The organism is Streptococcus sp. NSSLK0004, assembly GCF_059039125.1.
The window spans coordinates 1,942,242-1,963,506 of sequence record NZ_CM180142.1 but is presented as its reverse complement, the minus strand read 5'-3'; the positions used below and the strand labels follow the sequence as shown (position 1 = coordinate 1,963,506).

19 protein-coding genes and 2 pseudogenes are annotated in these 21,265 nt (G+C 41.5%); 14 read left to right on the top strand and 7 right to left on the bottom strand.

Going from position 1 to position 21,265, the window contains the following annotated elements; translation table 11 throughout:
- The first annotated feature begins 61 nt into the window (after positions 1–61).
- The 3 genes from AC4CS8_RS10015 (at position 62) to AC4CS8_RS10005 (ending at position 3,259) form a co-directional block, all read left to right on the top strand.
- Positions 62–1,444 carry a HAMP domain-containing sensor histidine kinase gene (locus AC4CS8_RS10015; protein ID WP_493893024.1) on the top strand — a complete coding sequence of 461 codons (1,383 nt, stop codon included), beginning with the start codon at positions 62–64 and terminating at the stop codon, positions 1,442–1,444.
- On the top strand, positions 1,441–2,109 hold the full coding sequence (locus tag AC4CS8_RS10010) for a response regulator transcription factor (RefSeq protein WP_493893023.1): 669 nt from the start codon (positions 1,441–1,443) through the stop codon (positions 2,107–2,109). The genes AC4CS8_RS10015 and AC4CS8_RS10010 overlap by 4 nt, the downstream gene beginning before the upstream one ends.
- Positions 2,110–2,590: 481 nt before the next feature.
- Positions 2,591–3,259, top strand: coding sequence for a DUF3642 domain-containing protein (locus AC4CS8_RS10005; RefSeq protein WP_493893022.1), 669 nt, complete (start codon positions 2,591–2,593; stop codon positions 3,257–3,259).
- A 38-nt stretch (positions 3,260–3,297) separates the two neighbouring features.
- Here the strand turns inward: AC4CS8_RS10005 and sdaAA are convergent, their stop codons facing one another.
- Positions 3,298–4,170, bottom strand: a complete 873-nt coding sequence (gene sdaAA, locus AC4CS8_RS10000) for an L-serine ammonia-lyase, iron-sulfur-dependent, subunit alpha (RefSeq protein WP_493893021.1) — start codon at positions 4,168–4,170, stop codon at positions 3,298–3,300.
- 12 nt (positions 4,171–4,182) lie between these two features.
- Entirely contained in the window at positions 4,183–4,854 is a 672-nt protein-coding gene (sdaAB, locus tag AC4CS8_RS09995) for an L-serine ammonia-lyase, iron-sulfur-dependent subunit beta (protein ID WP_493893020.1), read from the bottom strand.
- A 218-nt stretch (positions 4,855–5,072) separates the two neighbouring features.
- Here sdaAB and mnmA point away from each other — a divergent pair, with 218 nt between their 5' ends.
- Positions 5,073–6,197, top strand: a complete 1,125-nt coding sequence (mnmA, locus tag AC4CS8_RS09990) for a tRNA 2-thiouridine(34) synthase MnmA (RefSeq protein ID WP_029176172.1) — start codon at positions 5,073–5,075, stop codon at positions 6,195–6,197.
- A gap of 42 nt (positions 6,198–6,239) precedes the next feature.
- On the opposite strand, the gene AC4CS8_RS09985 is transcribed toward mnmA, so the two are convergent.
- Positions 6,240–6,629, bottom strand: a complete 390-nt coding sequence (locus AC4CS8_RS09985; protein WP_105116500.1) for a nuclear transport factor 2 family protein — start codon at positions 6,627–6,629, stop codon at positions 6,240–6,242.
- 125 nt (positions 6,630–6,754) lie between these two features.
- Here AC4CS8_RS09985 and AC4CS8_RS09980 point away from each other — a divergent pair, with 125 nt between their 5' ends.
- From AC4CS8_RS09980 to AC4CS8_RS09945, 8 genes and pseudogenes are all read left to right on the top strand, one after another.
- Positions 6,755–7,081: a winged helix-turn-helix transcriptional regulator gene (locus AC4CS8_RS09980; protein WP_014638837.1), complete on the top strand. Its 327-nt coding sequence runs from the start codon at positions 6,755–6,757 to the stop codon at positions 7,079–7,081.
- 140 nt (positions 7,082–7,221) lie between these two features.
- The gene (locus tag AC4CS8_RS09975; protein WP_493893019.1) at positions 7,222–7,653 is read left to right on the top strand and encodes an NUDIX hydrolase; all 432 of its coding nucleotides are present in this window, start codon (positions 7,222–7,224) and stop codon (positions 7,651–7,653) included.
- Positions 7,643–8,104 carry an NUDIX hydrolase gene (locus AC4CS8_RS09970; protein WP_493893018.1) on the top strand — a complete coding sequence of 154 codons (462 nt, stop codon included), beginning with the start codon at positions 7,643–7,645 and terminating at the stop codon, positions 8,102–8,104. Before AC4CS8_RS09975 ends, AC4CS8_RS09970 begins: the two co-directional genes overlap by 11 nt.
- On the top strand, positions 8,101–10,017 hold the full coding sequence (gene mnmG, locus AC4CS8_RS09965) for a tRNA uridine-5-carboxymethylaminomethyl(34) synthesis enzyme MnmG (protein WP_493893017.1): 1,917 nt from the start codon (positions 8,101–8,103) through the stop codon (positions 10,015–10,017). The genes AC4CS8_RS09970 and mnmG overlap by 4 nt, the downstream gene beginning before the upstream one ends.
- A gap of 82 nt (positions 10,018–10,099) precedes the next feature.
- A pseudogene (locus tag AC4CS8_RS09960) lies at positions 10,100–10,447 on the top strand (DHH family phosphoesterase); the annotation flags it as partial.
- Positions 10,444–10,746, top strand: a pseudogene (gene rplI / locus AC4CS8_RS09955) (50S ribosomal protein L9); the annotation flags it as partial. The pseudogenes AC4CS8_RS09960 and rplI, both read left to right, overlap by 4 nt.
- Positions 10,747–10,777: 31 nt before the next feature.
- Positions 10,778–12,133 (top strand): replicative DNA helicase, encoded by a 1,356-nt coding sequence (dnaB, locus tag AC4CS8_RS09950; protein ID WP_493893016.1) that lies wholly within the window; start codon positions 10,778–10,780, stop codon positions 12,131–12,133.
- Between the two features lie 3 nt (positions 12,134–12,136).
- Positions 12,137–12,388, top strand: coding sequence for a Veg family protein (locus tag AC4CS8_RS09945; RefSeq protein WP_493893015.1), 252 nt, complete (start codon positions 12,137–12,139; stop codon positions 12,386–12,388).
- A 226-nt stretch (positions 12,389–12,614) separates the two neighbouring features.
- On the opposite strand, the gene AC4CS8_RS09940 is transcribed toward AC4CS8_RS09945, so the two are convergent.
- On the bottom strand, positions 12,615–13,850 hold the full coding sequence (locus AC4CS8_RS09940) for a trypsin-like peptidase domain-containing protein (RefSeq protein WP_493893014.1): 1,236 nt from the start codon (positions 13,848–13,850) through the stop codon (positions 12,615–12,617).
- A 289-nt stretch (positions 13,851–14,139) separates the two neighbouring features.
- Here AC4CS8_RS09940 and rpsD point away from each other — a divergent pair, with 289 nt between their 5' ends.
- A complete protein-coding gene (gene rpsD / locus AC4CS8_RS09935) occupies positions 14,140–14,751 on the top strand; it encodes a 30S ribosomal protein S4 (RefSeq protein ID WP_493893013.1) in 612 nt (203 codons plus the stop codon).
- Between the two features lie 71 nt (positions 14,752–14,822).
- On the opposite strand, the gene AC4CS8_RS09930 is transcribed toward rpsD, so the two are convergent.
- Genes AC4CS8_RS09930 through AC4CS8_RS09920 form a run of 3 tightly spaced genes read right to left on the bottom strand, consistent with a single transcriptional unit; the run spans position 14,823 to position 18,085 of the window.
- Positions 14,823–16,133 carry a sensor histidine kinase gene (locus AC4CS8_RS09930; RefSeq protein WP_493893012.1) on the bottom strand — a complete coding sequence of 437 codons (1,311 nt, stop codon included), beginning with the start codon at positions 16,131–16,133 and terminating at the stop codon, positions 14,823–14,825.
- A complete protein-coding gene (locus AC4CS8_RS09925; RefSeq protein WP_493893011.1) occupies positions 16,130–16,843 on the bottom strand; it encodes a LytR/AlgR family response regulator transcription factor in 714 nt (237 codons plus the stop codon). Before AC4CS8_RS09925 ends, AC4CS8_RS09930 begins: the two co-directional genes overlap by 4 nt.
- A 12-nt stretch (positions 16,844–16,855) precedes the next feature.
- Positions 16,856–18,085 (bottom strand): Fic family protein, encoded by a 1,230-nt coding sequence (locus AC4CS8_RS09920; RefSeq protein ID WP_493893010.1) that lies wholly within the window; start codon positions 18,083–18,085, stop codon positions 16,856–16,858.
- Positions 18,086–18,339: 254 nt separating this feature from the next.
- Between AC4CS8_RS09920 and AC4CS8_RS09915 the strand changes: the two genes are divergently transcribed.
- Entirely contained in the window at positions 18,340–21,249 is a 2,910-nt protein-coding gene (locus AC4CS8_RS09915; protein WP_493893009.1) for a glycoside hydrolase family 3 protein, read from the top strand.
- Positions 21,250–21,265: the final 16 nt, after the last annotated feature.

Here is a 21,265-nt window from a genome sequence, read left to right as displayed (position 1 = left end):
AACTTTACAAACTGCTAGATTTTGCTTATAATGTGGAAAAATTGACTAGAAAAGAAGAACTATGAATTTACAAAAACGAATTTTTCGCTTAAACATGATTATGTTAGTCCTTTCCTTGATAGCCATGCTAGGTGTCAGCGTCTACGTTGTCAATAGCATTTATCGTAATCAGGGAACTTGGCAATCAACCAGTCAGAAAACTGCTAGTAGCCAGCAAACGTTAGAAAGTTTTTCTGGGACAGACTTTCCAAAATTAGCGGATGATTTAGCTGGAAGTGGTGCTCAATTGTATGTTGAAAGTAATGGACAAGTCTTATTTTCAAACCTCAAAGATGATGCAGATGAACTTTCAGAAGTTACAGTATCATCAACCACTCACACCTCCTATGTAGATGGAGAAGTTGTAATTAGTCGGAAACTAGCTACTGATGGTCAGATTTATTATGTGTATGCTTTGTTAGAAGACTTGGAAGAGCAACAAGAAAGTCAGGAATTCCAAGCCTTTCTATTACAACTCTTCTTGGTCGGTGGGGCAGGTATCATAATTGTAGTGATACTTAATTTCTTCTTTACTCGCCGTCTTTTAGGTGTCGTTATGCGTCCTTTGGATGAATTGCATAGCGGTGTAGAACGCATTCAGAAGGGTGATTATACAGTCCCCTTAACCTATCAAGGAGATAAGGAATTTGAAGAATTGACCCAAGGGTTCAATCAAATGCAGACTTCCTTGTTAGCTGCCCATGAGAAAAATCGATTGTATGAGCAAAACCGAACGCAGATGGTCGCAGATATTTCTCATGATTTGCGAACTCCCTTGACGTCAATCAAAGGCTATGCCAAGGGAATTTTGGACGGTATTGCCAATACGGAGGAAAAACGCAATCAGTACCTGACTGTTATTTATCAAAAATCTCAGGTAATGGAAAAATTACTGGAAAAATTATTTGCCTTTTCACAGTTACAAACAGATAAGATGCCTTTTGATAAGGTCAAACTTGATTTGGCGGAGTTGTTACAGGCCTATGTAAAAGAAAAAACAGCTGAATTAGCAGATGAAGCTATTGAGTTTCAATTGAAAGTATCAGCTGGATTATTGGTTGAGATTGACCCCATTCAATTCCGCAGGATTTTAGATAATCTAGTAGATAATGCTCGAAAATATGCAGCTGTTAGCCCTTTAAAGATAGATATTGCTGGTCATGTTGCCGGTCAAGAGGTTATTTGGACCTTTACAGATAATGGTAAGGGAATAGAAAGTGACAAGTTGAACTTGATATTTGAAGAATTTTACAGGGAAGATGATACTCGTCAGCAAGTAGAAGGACATGGTTTAGGATTAGCCATTGTAAAAAATATTATTGAGCGTTTAGGTGGTCGTGTGTCTGTTGAGGCAACTCCAGGTCTTCGCTTTATCTTTAGCTTACCGAGAAAGGATATGAAATGACACGGATTTTAATTGCAGAAGATGATATAGAAATTGCTTCTTTGGAGCGCGATTATCTGGAAATGCAGGCTTACCAAGTCGATTTGGTCTATGATGGTGGTCTTGTGGAGGAACAACTGAAAAATGAAGACTATTCCCTTCTCATATTGGATGTTATGCTACCTAATAAGACGGGGTATGATCTTTGCCGTGATTTGCGAGATAAGGTAGATTTTCCTATTTTGATGGTTACTTCCAAGCAAGAAACCATGGATGTGGTGAGAGGTTTAGGTCTTGGAGCAGATGATTATATCAGCAAGCCTTTCGACCCGATGGAGTTGGTGGCGCGTGTTAAGGCGCATTTAGCTCGTTACCAACGTTTTCAAAAAGATACAAACTCTAACGAATTGACAGTCGGAAATGTAACTATTTTCTTGGATAATTGGAAGGTGACCTTGGATGGTCAAGAGATAAAATTACCGAATAGAGAGTTTGAGTTACTTGTTTACCTAGCAAAACATCCTAATCGTGTCTTTTCTAAAGATCACTTGTTTGAAACGATTTGGGGATATGACTATGTGGGAGATAGTGCGACAGTTGCTGTCCATATCAATCGTCTTCGAGATAAATTGGGAGCTGATTTAATCGAAACGGTTTGGGGTGCAGGTTATCGACTTAATGCTTAATTTATAAGTGTTTAAGATTTGTTTAGAAATTTTCCCTAAAGTGTTCAAGATTATCCTCTATAATAGACATATCAGCAATGGAGCTGAAAGAAATATATCAGTCGTTTAGTTTATCTTTTATTACTTCGTTAACTCGCTTTGGGAGCGGGAAAGAACTCGACCATTCATAGAAGAGTTCCTCTCACTTCCAAACATGTAGGTTCGGGCTAAAATAGTCCACTGGACTATTTTACTCCCACCCCGCATAGCTCAAACTGTCTGGGAGACAGTTTGAGGTTGGAAATGAAGCGAACTCGTTCGCATCAGTCGTATAGGTCAGATTTGGAGTGTAAAACACGAACAAATCTGCCAATCAACCACTGCGCTGAGATGTTGATACTAACTTTGAGAAGCGGTGCTGGGCTTTTTGCCCAGTCTCCTGCAGCTCGTTGCCTAGTACTAAAAGCAAACTAAACGACAATATCTAAAAGAGGAAGATAAAATGGAAAACAAAAATCAACAACAAGAAATCATCGAAGTGACAGAAAACAAAAAAACTGGTGCTTGGGAATCAGTCAAAAATAAGGTTACAGGTATGAGTAAAAAATCAATTCTCCTTTTGTCTGTTGCTACCTTAGCATTAGTAACGACTGGTTTTATTGTGGCTGAAGTATATGAAAATAAACTAGAAGCTTTGGAAAATCAGATTGAGCAACAAGTTGGTATCGTTGATGTTGACGATGACAATCAACAGGTAGTTGCAACAGCAAACTCATCTTCATCTACCGTAGCTAGTCCATCATCAGTAGCGACAAATTCTACTACTGCAAATTCATCAACTGCAACAGCTACCAATTCAACATCAGTTAGTCAACTGGCTGCGAGCTATGGTGTAAACTTGATTGACACTTCCGAATTAGATGGAACCTATACTGCAACATCAGGGAATGACACTTATACTTTGACTGTAAAAGGGAATCAAGCGACCTTGACAGAAATTGACAACGATGGGGATCAAGACATTGAACAAGTCATCTTTGATTTAGATAAAAAACTTGCCTATATTGATGGAGAAGCAGATAGCTACACTTTGAATGGTTCAACTCTCACCTTGACAGAGATTGATACAAATGATACGACTTTAGATCAACTTACTTTTACAAAACAATAAGAAAAGGACCATTACGGTCCTTTTAGTTTACAATATTGTCAACTTTCTCCGAAAATCTCTTGCGCCAGTCGACGACCAGTAGGTGTAGCTGCGAGACCACCTTCAGCCGTTTCACGGAAGGCAGTTGGCAGGGCTGCCCCTACTTGGTACATGGCATTGATGACTTCATCTGCGGGAATTTTGGATTCGATACCTGCTAGTGCCATATCGGCAGCTACCATGGCGTAGCTTGCTCCCATTGCATTACGTTTGACACAAGGGACTTCCACTAGACCAGCGACGGGATCGCAAATCAGACCCAGCATATTTTTGATGACAAAGCAGATGGCTTGGCTGGCTTGGTAGGGAGTTCCACCTGCTGCAAGAGTTAATGCTGCGGCAGACATAGCAGAGGCAGATCCGACTTCTGCCTGACAGCCCCCTTCTGCACCTGAGATGGAGGCGTTGTTAGCGATGACCAGCCCAAAGGCTCCTGCTGTAAAGAGGAAGTCAAGTTGTTGGTCTTCGGTCAAGTTGAGTTTGTCAATAGCAACTCCTAGAACAGCAGGTAAACAACCAGCAGATCCAGCAGTTGGTGTGGCACAAACTAGTCCCATTTTGGCGTTTAATTCATTGACTGCCATGGCATTTCTTGCAGCGGATAGGACGGCGGAATCTGATAGGGTTTTACCAGATTTCATATAAGCATCTAACTTGGCAGCATCGCCTCCTGTTAAACCAGATAGAGATTTGCTTTCAGTAAGTCCATCTACGATGGAGGCTTTCATAACTGTCAAGTTTCTTGACATAATTGTCAATATTTCTTCGCGGTTACGACCAGTCAATTCAATTTCAGTAGCGATCATGAGTTCAGCTACATTACCAGAAAAGTTGTCTGCTTGCTGAACTAATTCTTCGATAGTATAAAACATGTCTTTCTCTTTCTAGTTGAAGAAGGTTACATTGTGCAGGTGTGGAATTTTTTCAATTTCTGCAATAGAATTTTCACATTGGCGAGCATCCACTTCGATAATCATAATGGCTTTTTCGCCAGCTTGTTCACGTGTCACATTCATTTGGGCGATATTGATGTCATACTTAGAAAGGACATCGGTCACTTTCGCAATCATACCAGGGACATCTTGGTGAACAATAATAATAGTTGGCGTATTCATATTGAGATTGACAGAAAAGCCGTTGAGCTCGGTTACTTGGATATTGCCGCCGCCGATGGAAACGCCTGTGGCTGAGATGGATTTTTTATCGTTTTTTATGATGATTCTGGTGGTATTGGGATGTGGGGTATTGCTGTCCTTGTTGACACGCCAGTAAACCTTGATGCCACGTTCTCTTGCAATGTCAAGGGAGTCTGGAATGCGGGAATCATCCGTATCCATGCCCAAAATACCTGCCACCAAGGCTACATCTGTACCATGACCGCGATATGTCTTGGCAAAAGAGTTGTAAAGTTGAAATTCCACCTCTGTTGGCTCATCGCCGAAAATTGAAGATACAATTTTCCCAATTCGGACCGCACCAGCTGTGTGGCTAGAAGACGGTCCAATCATAACCGGTCCAATGATGTCAAAAACCGATTGAAATTTTAAGTTTGTCATAGTTTTCCTCGCCTTTCATTCTTAGGTATATTATATCAAAATTTCCGGTCAAGGAATATGCTAAGATGAATGGGTTTTCAATGCCAAATTCCTGTAGCTTCTCCCATTTGTGTGATATAATACAAGTTGTTCAAAATCGACCTTCAAATCGTTTTTTGGAAAAAATTTTGAAATACGACCTTCAAATCGTTATTTCTACGAAAAGATGGGAGAAGATTATGTCAATTGACAATTCTAAAACTCGTGTCGTTGTCGGTATGAGTGGCGGTGTCGATTCATCGGTTACAGCTCTCTTGCTAAAAGAGCAAGGCTACGATGTCATCGGTATCTTCATGAAAAACTGGGACGACACGGACGAAAATGGCTTCTGTACAGCAACAGAAGACTACAAGGATGTGGCTGCAGTGGCAGACCAAATCGGCATTCCCTACTACTCTGTCAACTTTGAAAAAGAGTATTGGGACCGCGTATTTGAATATTTCTTAGCTGAGTATCGGGCGGGTCGCACACCCAATCCAGATGTTATGTGTAACAAGGAAATCAAGTTCAAGGCTTTCTTGGATTACGCTATGAACTTGGGTGCGGATTATGTGGCGACGGGCCATTATGCTCAGGTGTCACGCGACGAGGACGGCACCGTCCATATGTTACGTGGGGCAGACAATGGCAAGGACCAGACCTACTTCCTTAGCCAACTCTCACAGGAACAGCTGCAGAAAACCATGTTTCCGCTCGGCCATTTACAAAAGCCTCAGGTAAGGGAAATAGCAGAGCGAGCAGGCTTGGCGACCGCTAAAAAGAAAGACTCGACAGGCATCTGCTTTATCGGTGAAAAGAACTTCAAAGAATTTTTAGGGCAATATTTGCCAGCCCAGCCCGGTCGGATGATGACAGTTGACGGTCGTGACATGGGAGAACATACAGGTCTTATGTACTATACCATTGGTCAGCGGGGCGGGCTTGGTATCGGAGGACAAATCGGTGGGGACAATGAACCTTGGTTTGTTGTCGGAAAAGACCTGTCAAAAAATATCCTCTATGTCGGTCAAGGTTTCTATCATGAGTCTTTGATGTCAACTTCTTTACAGGCTAGTCAAGTGCACTTTACACGTGATATGCCTGAAGAATTCACGCTTGAATGCACGGCTAAATTCCGCTACCGTCAACCAGACAGTCAAGTAACTGTCAAGGTAAAAGGTGACAAGGCAGAAGTCATCTTTGTAGAGCCACAGCGAGCAATCACACCAGGCCAAGCCGTTGTTTTCTACGATGGACAAGAATGCTTGGGTGGCGGTATGATTGATATGGCCTACAAGGACGGAGTAGCTTGTCAGTATATTTAATCAAAAATAAAAGCTTAGCACCCTCATGCTAAGCTTTTTATCTTATCCCCAGAAAGCATCTTCGGCTTTTTGGTCGGCTGAGAAGAGCCAAACTTCCTTGATTTTGCCATCTTCCATACGGAAAAGATCGATGCCATTCATATTTAGTTCTTTACCATCTGTTCGAGTACCGAGGAATGTTACGTTAGCGGCAACAAGAGTATCATTATCGGATACCCAGTTTGTCACTACTTTGAAAGTTCCATTTGTTTTTTCGGCGAAAGTTGCTAGATGCGCTCCGAGTACTTCCTTACCAATTTTAGCACCAGATGTTGAATGATTTCCGGGTTGATGCCAGATAATGTCATTAGCCATTGTTTCAAAAAGAGCTGCAAAATCACCAGCGATGAGAGCATTGTTATAGGCATTAAAAATTTCCAAGTTTGTTGACATTTGATGTCCTCCAATTTTTTTGATATAGTACAATTATAGCTGAAGCATTCCATTATGCAAGTAGGTACTTTTGCATTCGTTGGTATCAAAAGTGATACTATTGTGATAAATAAAGGAGAATTTTTTTGAAAAAAGTTAGTGAATATGGTATTTGCCCTTTTGCAACAACACAAAAAGTCTTGACTGGTAAGTGGGGATTGGTGATTATCTACCAACTCAGTACAGGAACGAAACGCTTCAATGAATTACAGCGACTGATTCCAGGTATTACTCAAACCATGTTAACAAGGCACCTTAGACAATTGGAGGAGGATCGCATTATTAGTCGCACGGTCTATGCAGAAGTCCCCCCTCGTGTAGAGTATAGCTTGACTGAGATGGGCGAAAAATTTCGTTCGGTACTGGATGCTGTTGAGGCTTGGGGCTTAGAATATATTGAAACGTTAGCGTAACACTAGATTTGAAATTCTACAAATCTTTTGATAGAATAAGAGTAACAATTATCATGATGGTCAAAGCTCATGGGAATTGTAGGCTTTTTGTCCTGCAGTTTTCGAGAGTTTTGGCTATTTTTGTGAAATTAGGAGGAACCATGCCTGTCAAACTGATTGCTCATGTTTTACTGACTGTTGCAGACAGTCACCTGATTATTCAGCGTTCTCAGATTAAGCGTGGCAAACCCAACGTTTTTCCTCAGTATTGGGATATTCCGGGTGGTCGTGTCGAGGAGAATGAATTGCCTCGTGATGCTGCTGTTCGAGAATGCTTGGAAGAAACAGGCATTTTGATAGCCAAGGAAAATCTGACCATTATCCATGAAGATAGTCAGTTTGATGAAGAGAAAGAGGCAGTGTTTACGAGGCTGGTCTATGAAGTGAAACTTCCTGAACAGCCCCCAACAATTCTTCTTGACCCAGAAGAGCATACTGATTTTCTATGGATTACTAGTAGCGATGAAAACAAGAAAAACTTAGTTCCATATCTTGAAGAAATCCTAGAAAAGAGAATGAAGAATGGGTTTTAGAACTAGAATTGACAATCAGGTCTTTGGTGTTCGTGCCACTGGATTGCTTATAAAAGACGGAAAAATATTTCTCACCAAGGACGCTAAAGGGCGTTATTACACCATTGGTGGTGCAATAGCAGTCAATGAAACGGCACAAGATGCGGTTGTTCGAGAAGTCAAAGAAGAATTAGGGGTTGACATCCGTGTCAATCAACTAGCCTTTGTCGTTGAAAATCAGTTTACACATGAAGATATAGATTTTCACAACATCGAGTTTCATTTTATCGTTGAGCCCATTGGAGAAATGCCTAAGGAGATGATTGAAGATAACTTGAAACAAGCTTGTGAATGGATTAAACTTGACAAGCTTGTCAACCTAGATGTCGTACCAGCCTTTCTGACTCAAGAATTGCCAAACTGGAATGGGCAAGTCAAACACATCATGAACATGAAGGAGAAAACAATATGACACACACATTTGCAGAAAACTACGATGTCATCGTGATCGGTGCGGGGCATGCGGGTGTAGAAGCAGGCTTGGCAGCTAGTCGGATGGGCTGTAAGACCCTGCTTGCGACGATAAATTTGGATATGGTGGCCTTTATGCCCTGTAATCCCTCCATTGGTGGTTCTGCCAAGGGGATTGTGGTAAGGGAAATTGATGCCCTGGGTGGCGAAATGGGCCGCAACATTGACAAGACCTATATCCAGATGAAAATGCTCAATATGGGCAAGGGGCCAGCTGTTCGTGCCTTGCGAGCTCAGGCGGACAAGGCAGAGTACGCAGCGGAGATGAAACGGACGGTGGAGCGTCAGGAAAATCTGACCCTGCGTCAAACCATGATTGATGAGATTTTGGTGGAAGAGGGCAAGGTGATCGGTGTCCGCACGGCTACCAACCAGAAATTTTCCGCCAAGGCAGTTGTAGTGACGACTGGTACTGCCCTGCGTGGTGAGATTATCATCGGAGACCTTAAGTATTCGTCAGGACCTAACAATAGCCTGGCTTCTATCACGCTGGCGGATAATCTGAAAGAATTGGGCCTTGAAATCGGTCGGTTCAAGACAGGGACGCCACCGCGTGTCAATGCTCGTACCATTAACTACGAAGAAACCGAAATTCAACCGGGCGATGAAAAGCCAAATCACTTTTCATTCTTATCCAAGGATGAGGATTATTTGCAGGACCAGATTCCTTGCTGGTTGACCTATACCAACGCGACCAGCCATGAGATTATCAACAGCAATCTTCATCGGGCACCTATGTTTTCAGGTATTGTCAAAGGGATTGGGCCCCGTTACTGTCCGTCTATTGAGGACAAGATTGTGCGCTTTGCCGACAAGGAACGCCACCAGCTTTTCCTAGAACCAGAAGGTCGCAATACGGATGAAATCTATGTGCAAGGCTTGTCAACCAGTCTGCCAGAAGATGTGCAGCAGGACTTGATTCATTCTATCAAAGGTCTGGAAAGTGCTCAGATGATGCGGACGGGTTATGCCATCGAGTACGATATGATTATGCCTCATCAGTTGCGAGCAACCCTTGAAACCAAGAAGATTTCCGGACTCTTTACAGCGGGTCAGACCAATGGAACATCGGGTTACGAAGAAGCGGCAGGTCAGGGAATTGTAGCGGGTATCAACGCAGCCCTCAAGGTACAAGGCAAGCCAGAGTTGATTTTGAAACGGAGTGACGGCTATATTGGTGTCATGATTGATGACTTGGTGACTAAAGGAACGGTAGAGCCCTACCGCCTCTTGACCAGTCGGGCAGAGTACCGCTTGATTTTGCGTCATGACAATGCCGATATGCGATTGACAGAAATCGGTCGTCAGGTGGGCTTGGTGGATGATGAGCGCTGGCAGGTCTTCCAAATTCACAAAAATCAGTTTGATAATGAGATGAAACGTTTGGAGTCTATCAAACTCAAGCCAATCAAGGAAACCAATGAAAAAGTAGTTGCCATGGGCTTCAAGCCTTTGACAGATGCTCTTACTGCCAAGGAATTTATGCGTCGTCCTGATGTGACCTATGCCGATGCAGTAGCCTTTATCGGTCCTGCGGCAGAGGATTTGGATGCCAAGACCATTGAACTGATTGAAACAGAGGTCAAGTATGAGGGCTACATTGCCAAGGCATTGGATCAGGTGGAGAAGATGAAACGCATGGAAGAAAAACGCATTCCAGCAGACATCGACTGGGATGATATTGACTCCATTGCGACGGAAGCTCGTCAGAAGTTCAAGCTGATTTCTCCAGAAACCATTGGACAGGCTAGTCGGATTTCAGGTGTCAATCCAGCGGATATTTCTATTCTCATGGTCTATCTGGAAGGACGCAGTCGTTCCATTTCTAAAAATAAGAGCAAGGACAGTCACTAAGACTGTTCTTTTCTTCCTATAATGCCAGAGAAAACTAGCAATTTTCAGCTCTTTGTGGTAAAACGGCAGGAAGAGGTTAATGATGAAAAAATTTCGATTGACAACATTTCATTTTGTGATGATTGGGATTATTTTGTTTGGACTATTGGCTGCAATCAGTAGTCTTTTTCCTGCGTCTAGCATGAATTTACTAGCTCTCTTTGTTACTCTCTTGCTACGGACCCTTCTCTTTCAGAAAAAATCCTATGAGATTGGCGAGTTAGAGCAGATTGAGTACCTCAACCACCAAGCCAACTCAAGCCTCATGTAGTTTTTGGATAAGATGCCAGTTGGGGTGATTAAGGTTCGTTTGGATAGTAATCAGGTAGAATGGTTTAATCCTTACGCAGAACTCATTTTCGCACAGGAAAATGGAGAGTTTGACCAGAAAAATCACGTGAGAAAGCTCATGCAGAAATGGTAGCAAAAGCAGAAGCTATCAAAGCTAAATTGACCGAAGAGGCTACCCTTGTAAAATTTGTTGAAAAGGTTGGTCCAGATGGTCGTACATTTGGCTCTGTTACTAGCAAGAAAATTGCAGAGGAGCTAGAGAAACAATTTGGAATAAAAGTAGATAAACGTCATATTCAACTAGATCATCCAATCCGTGCTCTCGGCTTGATTGATGTTCCGGTCAAACTTTACCATGATGTAACGGGTGTGATTAACTTAAGTATAAAAGAAGCCTAGTAAAAAACTCAGCAGATAGGAGGTGAGAGTGGTGGCAGAAATTAATGAATTGCGGGTACAGCCCCAAGACATCCTCGCGGAGCAGTCCGTTCTCGGTGCGATTTTCATAGACGAGGGCAAGCTGGTTTTCGTCCGTGAGTACATAGAAGCGGATGACTTTTTCAAGTATGCCCATAAACTGATTTTCAAGGCTATGATTACCCTTTCGGATCGCAACGAGGCTATTGATGCGACAACCATGCGCAATTATTTGGCCAATCATGGTGATTTGGAAAATATCGGTGGTTTGGCCTATCTGGCGGAGGTCATCAACTCTGTACCTACTTCAGCCAATGCGGAGTATTACGCTAAGATTGTCGCAGAGAAATCCAATCTTCGTAAACTGATTGAGCGGTTAACGGATGCTGTCAACTCTGCCTACGAAGGTGCGGATGAGTCTGATGAGATTATTGCACAGGCAGAAAAGGCCTTGATCGATGTTAGTGAAGGTGCTAGCCGTAGTGGTTTCAAGAAAATTGATGATATTTTGAATATCAACTTTGAAAATCTGGAGATTCGGTCGCGGCAAACTTCGGATATTACAGGAATTGCGACAGGCTATCCTGCTCTTGATGCCATGACAACTGGTCTGCATGAGGAGGAGTTGATTATTCTCGCTGCTCGTCCAGCCGTTGGTAAGACAGCCTTTGCCCTTAATATCGCACAGAATATCGGAACCAAGCTGGGTTTGACAGTTGCTATTTTCTCCTTGGAGATGGGTGCGGAGAGTTTGGTGGATCGGATGCTGGCAGCAGAAGGTGTCATCAACTCGCGTTCCATTCGTACAGGTCAGTTAACAGATGAAGAGTGGAAGAAGTTGACCATTGCTCAAGCCAACCTGGCCAAGGCTAGTATTTACATTGATGATACACCTGGTATCAAGATTACAGAAATCCGCTCACGGTCGCGAAAATTGGCACAGGAAACTGGGAATCTTGGCTTGATTTTGATTGACTATCTTCAGTTGATTACAGGAACTGGTCGGGAAAACCGCCAACAAGAAGTTTCGGAGATTTCACGTCAGTTGAAGATTTTGGCTAAGGAACTCAAGGTACCAGTTATTGCTCTCAGTCAGCTATCCCGTGGTGTTGAACAACGTCAGGACAAACGTCCAGTTCTGTCTGATATTCGTGAGTCTGGGTCTATCGAGCAAGATGCGGATATCGTTGCCTTCTTGTACCGTGATGATTACTATGAACGTGGTGAGCAGGAAGACGGTGGCATTCCAAACAATACGGTTGAAGTAATCATCGAGAAAAACCGTTCTGGTGCACGTGGTACCGTGGAGTTGATGTTCCAAAAAGAATACAATAAATTTGCAAGCATTTCCAAGAGAGAGGATGGATAGAGAATGAGTGATGCATTTACAGATGTTGCTAAAATGAAGCAAATCAAACAAGATATCAAGGACCATGAGGGACAAGTTGTTGAATTGACTCTTGAAAATGGTCGTAAACGTGAGAAAAATAAGCAAGGGAGAATTATTGAGGTTTATCAATCCCTCTTTATCGTGGAATTTGAAGATCCGAATAATACCTTTGTCGAATCCTATCCCTATTCCGATATATTGACAGAAAAGATTTTGATTCATTATTTGGACTAAAAATAAGAACGAAATCTCTTCAGATTGAAGAAAAAGTCCATTTTGGACCAATTTTCTTCAATCCTTTTTCTTTATATTAAAAATTAAAAACTCTTAGAAATACCGCAATATCAACGTTTCTAAGAGTTTAATGACTTACTATCTTTCGCAAACTTCTTCTGTTTTTTATATTTTTAGTAGTTTGTCTACGTTCTGACCTGTCTCTCTATGAGACAGGAAGCATATATCAAGGTAGAATATAGAAGGCAGTACCTTCATCCTGCCAACCTCTTGTAATTAAGACATTTTTTTCATGTTGATCTGATGTGTAGAGGTGCACCTTCAGTCCGGCATGATAGAGGCGATAAACAGGTTTTGAAAACGGAACATTGAACAAGGAGTACCAAGCAATCCCTTCATACCGCCATCCTCGTTGAGCTAAAACATCTCGTTCAGGGGTGCTGATAGTATAAAGGTGTTCTCTTGTACCAGAGTGGTAAAGACGATAGACAGGAGTACCGCTAGGAACTGTCAAGAATGCAATCCCTTCATGTCTCCACCCCTTTGATGTTAATATCTGGGCTTCAGAGAAGTTTTGAGTGTAGAGGTGCCGTTTGATACCAGCATGGTAAAGTCTATAAATCTCACCAAGACGTGCAACCGTTTCTGTAGATGGCTTTCTATTCTTTGCCAGTTCCATCATTTCCAGAGTATCCTCTTTAACCTTGCGACCGTGATTTTCCACAACCTGATCACGAGCTTCAGAAGTATATTCTGTTACAACGTGAATACCCACAACTTGATTGGCAGTATTGATGATAGGACCACCACTTTGACCGCCTTCTGCATCGATGGAATAAGATAGAAAATTAGGATATTTCTCAATACTAGATAACCGTCCAAAACTGGTATACATCCTTCCTACTTTTGTTGATGTATCGACAGGATAGCCAACAATCTGTAATTCTTCATCAGTGGTTACTTGGGTCGTAAGTTCCAAATATCCCACTCCTTGAACAGCTCTATCTAGTCGGATAATCCCCATATCATCAAATGGTTCATTGGCTCCAGCTTTTAGATAATTTCGCAAGACGTAGTAGTCGGTTGCAGTATAAGTACCATAAGGGGCATAATTTTCCGGAGAGCTAGCGGGCATGACATAGACCATTAGAGGCCACTCCTTGTTTTCATGTGCGTAGATACTGTGTCCCGCAACGAGAACTAAATTCGGAGCGATGAGCACTCCAGAGCTACCTGAAACATGGGTAGGATAAACAGCCTCAATCGAAACAACTGACTGATAAGGTACGGAAGTTAAGTCAGTAACGGGCAATTGATCATCAGTCCCAATCACTGCTTCCTTGGTACCGGATAGCCGACCAATAAATGATGTGGTTTCAGTAGCTTGGACTGCCATAGAGGTAGAGGTTACAATTAGCATTGCTACAGCTAAGGTAAGTAAATAACGAAGATGTATTTTCATATGAGAACTCTCCATAGATTTAGTATACTATTTTTGCAAAAAATGTAAAGAGTGAAATTTAGGTAAATTATAGCTAAAGATAGATAATACGGCTTTACAGAGCCTTTTTTTTGTGTTATACTAACCATTGTGTGAAATAACAGCAGAGCAAAATGAAGCTCGTCAACAGAAGGTCAGCAAGAAGAGTAATCGTTGCTGTTTCGATGAAGGCCTCCTGCACGAATCAGGTTTGCTTAAAACGTTATTTCCTACAATAATTATTATTTTTTATTTTAGGAGGACATAACAAATGTCACGTTATACAGGACCATCTTGGAAACAAGCTCGTCGTCTTGGCTTGTCTTTGACAGGTACAGGTAAAGAATTGGCACGTCGTAACTACGTACCAGGTCAACACGGACCAAACAACCGTTCTAAATTGTCAGAATATGGTTTGCAATTGGCTGAGAAACAAAAATTGCGTTTTTCTTACGGTTTGGGTGAAAAACAATTCCGTAACTTATTCGTACAAGCTACTAAAATCAAACAAGGTACTCTTGGTTTCAACTTCATGCTTCTTTTGGAGCGTCGTTTGGATAACGTCGTTTACCGTCTTGGTTTGGCAACTACTCGTCGCCAAGCTCGTCAATTCGTAAACCACGGTCACATCCTTGTTGACGGTAAACGCGTTGATATCCCATCATACCGCGTTGAAGTTGGTCAAGTTATCTCAGTTCGTGAAAAATCATTGAACGTTCCAGCTATCCGCGAAGCTGTTGAAGCAACTCTTGGTCGTCCAGCTTTCGTATCATTCGATGCTGAAAAATTGGAAGGTTCATTGACTCGCTTGCCAGAACGCGATGAAATCAACCCAGAAATCAACGAAGCTCTTGTCGTAGAATTCTACAACAAAATGCTCTAAGATTTACAAATCAATCAAAAAAGTCCTGTTTCAGGGCTTTTTTGTCTACACAAAAAAAGGGGGACCTCCCCCTATTTTTGTGGCAAAATAATTTTAAGTTGGACCCAGCTGTCTTCCTTGCTGAGTGTGAGATTTCCATCGTACTTGTTGACGACAAATTCCATACTTTTTAGACCAAATCCATGGTAATCCTTATCGGATTTTGATGTTGTGGGGAATTGCCCTGTGGATAAGTCTAGGTCAGATTGGTCATAATTATCCAAGCGAATGATGACAAATTGGCTATGTTTAGACACTTTCAGGGTAATTAAGCGTTGTTCAGGATTGGTAATTTTTTCCACAGCTTCTATTGCGTTATCAATGGCATTTCCAAACAGCGCGGAGATGTCCATAACATTCATAAAGTGCAAGAGTTCCCCTTGAACAATACAGGTAAAGTTAATGTTATTTTGAAGGCAGTACTGATTTTTTTGAGTTAGAATGGTATCTAAGACAGGATTGCCTGTTTCAATTTTCGACTCAAATTGTTGGATATTGAGTGTCATTTCGTCTAGATATTGATTCTGCTTAGTCTTATCTGCTTCCTGTCGAATAATATAGAGTTGATGCTTGAGATCATGGGCTTTTCGGCTAATTAACTCACTATTTTCTCGATAAGCTTGGTACTGTTTATACTGGAGCTGGAAGATGTTATTGATAGAAGAAAGTTCCTGACGCAGATAGCGGTCGTACTGCTGAGATTCTTGTGTCAAGAGTAGGAGTAAGCCTGATAGGTTTACAGTTGTACGGAGGATAAAAATAGAGGTCGAGTCTTGAAATTGGCGGGTACCAGACAGAATAAAACCAATATTGCTGAGAACAAAGATGGATAGGGAGGTGAATATAGCCACCCAAACATCACGTTTTTCGATGATTTTATCTAGCTCTTCCAGCTTCATTTTTCGATTTTGTTGGTAGAATAGATAAAAGACAGCTGTAGAAATCAGGGCCATTAGACCAACCTGCGATCCTAAGTTATCCACAGGCTGTTGATAAATTGTTAAGCAGTAGATATGCCAAGCGATAGAAGCAACAAGCTCAGCCGCAATAAAAGCTTTGGCTGTTAGATAGAGGGAAACTTTTTTATCAACCACACCTAGTAGATAGATGGACAGATACATAAAGGCGATATTGAGACCCATACCCAAGGTCCAAAACAGGAGTGGGAAGGTACCAGCGAGTAGTTGGAGTGCTATTTGTCCCAGAAGGATAAGGATGACCAGGCGTATTTTCTTTGTCCAACTCATCTCAAGGAGTAGGGGAAAACAAACGAGTATGCAGGCAATGGATTCAGCTAAAGCTGTATAGATGCGTGGAATATCGGGAAAAAGTGTAGCCGTCATAAAAGAGTATCTCCTACATAGTTAGTTAAGGCAGTCATGAAATCTTTTTTACGGGGACGACTGATTGGTAAGGCCTCTTCGTTGAGAAAGACTAGATTTCCCTCGACTTTTTCCACATGAGCTAAGTTGACAATGTAGCCTGAATTGGAGCGGAAGAAAGTCTTAGAATCTAATAAAGGTTCTATATTTTTCAGAGAATTGCTGGTCGTAATGATGTCGTTGTTGGTATGAATATAGAGTTGGTGCCCTTGACTCTCAATGTAGAAAATATCCGTTTGGGCAATTTTTATAGTACTGGCCTTGTGTTTGATATAGAGAAACGCTTGCTCCTCATCTTGACTAGGAAGTTTGCGTAGGATTTTCTTGAAATGCTCCTCGAAAACAAAGTTGCTGAGAGGTTTGAGCAGAAAATCAATTGCCTCAACAGAATATCCTTGAATCGCCACTTGAGAATGGTTGGTTACAAAGACGATGAGAACATCTTTATCCACAGACCGAATCTTTTTAGCAGTTGTCATTCCGTCCATGATTTCCATCTCAACATCCAGATAGATGACATCAAACTGTTTCTGATAATCACTGCTGATATCGATTCCGTCATTAAAACACCGAATCTCCACAGGTAGATTGCGGGTATGGCAGGCGGTTTGAATGTAGGTTTGCAATCGTTCTTGCTCAATTTTTTGGTCTTCGACAATCGCGATTTTCATGATAAATTCCCTCTAAAATTCAATAGAAATCAAGCGGTGAATGCTTGGCTTAAGCGATAGTTGCTGAATCAATCCCAATTTCCGTAGAGAAATAATTGCCTCTTGTATCTTCTTCTTAGAAAAATCTGGTCGAAGAATTTGGATCAACTCATTGTCTTTTAAACCTTCTTTTGGATTTGCTACAAATATTGTGGATTGTAGTAATAGGAAGATGATTTGCTTCTGGAGTATCGTATAGTCATCATTGCCTTCTAGAGCATTCCAGGATTGATCAAGTAATCCCTGTTTCTCTTCAAGAAGTTGAATAATATCACGTTGGCCCTCTTCAATCATTTCTAGTAACATTTTCACAAAAAAGGTTGCTTCTGCATAATTGTTAGAGTCACCGGTCATAGCAAATGCTTTATAATACTTAGAACGCTGTTCATAGATTTTTTGCGAGAGGACTAGTCCAGTAAAAACATCCAGTTTGCGTGCCAAATAACGTGATAAAATATAGCGCCCAGTCCGACCATTTCCGTCATAAAAAGGGTGAATGTTTTCGAAGAAATAGTGGGCAACAGTTGCTTTTATAAGAAACGGGAGACTCCTGTTATTAATAAACTGAATCCAGCTCTGCAACATGAGAATGATTTGTTCTTCGTTAGAAGGAGCAATATGCTCAATTTTTCCAGTTTGATTATCTACAATACTAACTGAATGGTTTCGAAATAAATCACCGTCCAGTTGATCATCAGGGCTTACTTCGCCTTCTGTCAATTGATTGTAAATTTGGCGGATAATAGTTAACGAATCGATTTGCAAAAAATCATTTTCAGTAATATCATGATACATTCGAACGGTAGAAAGGAGTCTTGTCTTTTGATTCTGTTCTTGTTTTAATGCTTGAAAGGCATCAGAAACTTCTTTCCGAGTCGTTTTAATCCCTTCGATTTCATTAGTATTGATGACAGCTTTATAGAGCTGTTCCCTATAAAAATGTTGGTGAGCAACTTTCGGTAAAAGAGATGAGATGTTGCGGATTTGTATAGAATTTTCATTTATTTTTTGAATTAATAGTTGGATATCCAACAAGGGAACAACAAAGAGGGGATATTGTTTCGTTTTAAATTGTCCTCTTTGCATGAGATAAGGATAAAGATCGGTTCGGATTGTTCCAATGCTGTTCAGACGTTTATGATACTCCGCTTCCACCTGATCATATTGTTGATATTTAATGATTTTTAATTCTTTGTAGTCCATTATGACACCTCTATTGTTCAAAAATCGCTATTTTTGAACAATATTAACACGTTTTTTATAAATATTCAACTAAAAATTTTCATTTTGAAAAATAAAAACCTTGCTGAGAAAAGTGAAAAAATGCAAATTATGAAGTAAAAATGACAGATTATGAAGAAAGGGTTTTCATCGAGTGCGTTAATTGATATAGTGTAGTCAAGAAAAAAGAAAAGGCTTACAAAAGCTGGTTCTAAAAAATTTTTAGGAGGAGTCTTATGAAGACTTGGAAAAAGAAAGGAGCTCTGTTGAGTGTGGCAGGAGCTCTGCTAGTTGGAAATACTGCTTATGCAGATAGCTATCCTAGTAGCTATCAGTCCTGGGATGCTGTTGGCATTACTAAAACAGTGCTCATTTGTGCTAGCGTAGCTATTGTCGGATTATTGGGCTATGCAATCTATCGGGCTGTGAAACAGAAATCGCTTGATACTAAGAAGAAAAAGCTTGGCTTCGGGCTTTTGGCACTGTTGAGTATCGTTATCGTCGGTGCTAACTATGCTGTCAATATGTTTGTCAATGTGATTGACACCTACTTTGCACCGTCTTATGCGGATGATGCTAAGATTGCAGAAGCAGAAGAAGTTTCCAAATCTTTAGTAACGACCATTCAAGAAGAGGGAACTGTTTTGCTCGAAAACAAAAACCAGACTCTACCACTTGAAAAATCATCTAAGGTCAATGTCTTTGGTATTTCTTCTGTAGCTATTACTTACGGAGGATCTGGTTCAGGTGCTGCAGATGAGTCCAAAAACGTCAATCTGCAACAAGGTCTTGAAAACGCTGGTTTTGAAGTCAACAGTGAATTGACCGATTTTTACACAGAAAATCTACCAGAAAAAGAAGGCACCAACATCTTCTCCCTCAATGGTGGAGATTACAATATCTATGAGCCAACTCAAGACAAATACACAGATGAATTGCTAACAAACGCGAAGAACTTCTCTGATACAGCCTTGGTGGTCATTTCTCGTAACGGTGGTGAGGGGGCAGACCTTCCACAAAATATGGCAGAATACCAACAAGGAGACAAGGATAAACATTATCTTGAACTCCAAGATGTTGAAAAAGCTATGTTGAAAACTGTAACAGAGAATTTTGACAAGGTTGTTGTCCTAGTGAACTCCTCAAATGCGATGGAACTTGGTTTCTTGGAAGATGCAGGTGTCGATGCGGCTCTCTGGATTGGCGGACCTGGTTCAACTGGTTTGAACGGTGTAGCCAATATCTTGGCAGGAGATGTCAACCCGTCTGGTCGCTTGGTCGATACCTACGCTTACGACTTGGAAAGCAACCCAACCTACTGGAATACAGGTGACTTCTCTTATACCAATATCACCTATGAAAAAACTCCATGGGGAGCAAAGGAGCCTCAAACCTTCAACTATAAATTTGTTAACTACCAAGAAGGCATCTATCTAGGCTATCGCTACTATGAAACTCGCTTTGTCGACAATGCAACGGGTCAAGTAGATGAGGCAGCCTATGATGCAACAGTGCAGTACCCATTTGGCTACGGTTTGAGCTATACAACATTTGACCAAGAAATCACCAGTATGAAAGAGAATGGTGACAAGATTGAGGTTAATGTCAAGGTAACCAACACTGGTGATGTGGCTGGTAAAGAGGTTGCACAAGTTTATTACACTGCTCCATATACCGAAGGAGGTATTGAAAAATCCCATGTTGTCTTGGCTGGATTTGACAAGACAGATGTTATTGAGCCAGGTAAGAGCGAGGAATTAACTATTTCCTTCGACCGTGATGACATGGCATCTTACGATGAAAAGACTGAAAAAGCCTATGTTTTGGATAAGGGTGACTACCAAATCAAACTCATGAATAATGCTCATGATGTATTGGATTCAGAAACCTACACAGTTGATAGCAAGGAAGTCTTGACGCAACGTTCATCTGATAAGGCTGAAGTAACCAATGCCTTTGAATATGCTGTAGGTGATGTCAAGTATGTAACCCGTGCAGATTGGGCAGGTACTTTGCCAACTGAACGTACAAAAGATAAAGAAGCTAGCGAGCAAATTGCTACAGAAATCAATAATTCAAACTTCCGTATTGACGAATCTTCAGAAACACCGATTGATACGGTGACAACAGAGGATAACGGACTTCGTTTAGTTGATTTGATTGGTGCAGACTATGATGACGAGCGTTGGGAACAACTCGTTGCTCAAATGTCTGTTAATGAAATGGTCAACTTGATTGGTTACGGAGGTTACGCAACAGGAGCTGTCAAATCAATCGATAAACCAGCTGTTGTTGACTTGGACGGCCCTGCTGGTATCAACGGTATCTTCCAAGGTATCAAAGGTATCCAATACAACTCAGAAGTCGTTGTTGCATCTACTTGGAATACTGACTTGGCTGAAGAAATGGGTGATGCTTTTGCTAAAGAGGCATTAGCACACGGTATCGTTGGTCTGTATGCACCAGCTGTGAACATCCACCGCTCACCATTCTCAGGACGTAACTTCGAATATTACTCAGAAGATCCACTAATTTCAGGTAAAATGGCAAGCTCACTGGTAGCAAAAGCTCTTGAAAATGGTGTCTATACCTTTACCAAACACTTTGCCCTCAACGACCAAGAAGACAACCGTGAAGGTGTGGCGACTTGGTCTAACGAACAAGCCATGCGTGAAATCTATCTGAAGGCCTTTGAAATCCCTGTCAAAGAAGGTGGAGCGACTGCTATTATGTCATCCTTTAACCGTATCGGTACCCTTTGGGCAGGTGGTAACAGCGACCTCTTGAATACTGTCCTTCGTGACGAGTGGGGCTTCAAAGGAATGGTCATCACAGACTTTGACGGTCAAGACTATATGAGTCCAGACCAAGCTATCCGCAACGGTGGTGACCTCATGTTGACACCTATGGGTGATCTTCCAACAGCCACTTCAACTGGTACTGAAGAAGGTGTTGCAGCACTTCGTCAGGCAAGCAAGAATATCTTGTATACAGTAGCCCATTCCGCAGCCTTTGATATCTACAAACCAAAAACAAAATGGTGGATTGTAGTCTTGGTTGCAAGCAACATTGTCCTTGTTGGTTTGACAGGTCTAGGTCTTGTAAAACTAACAGGTAAGAAAAAAGAAGAAAAAGAAGCAGCATAACAAGGGGGAGATCCCC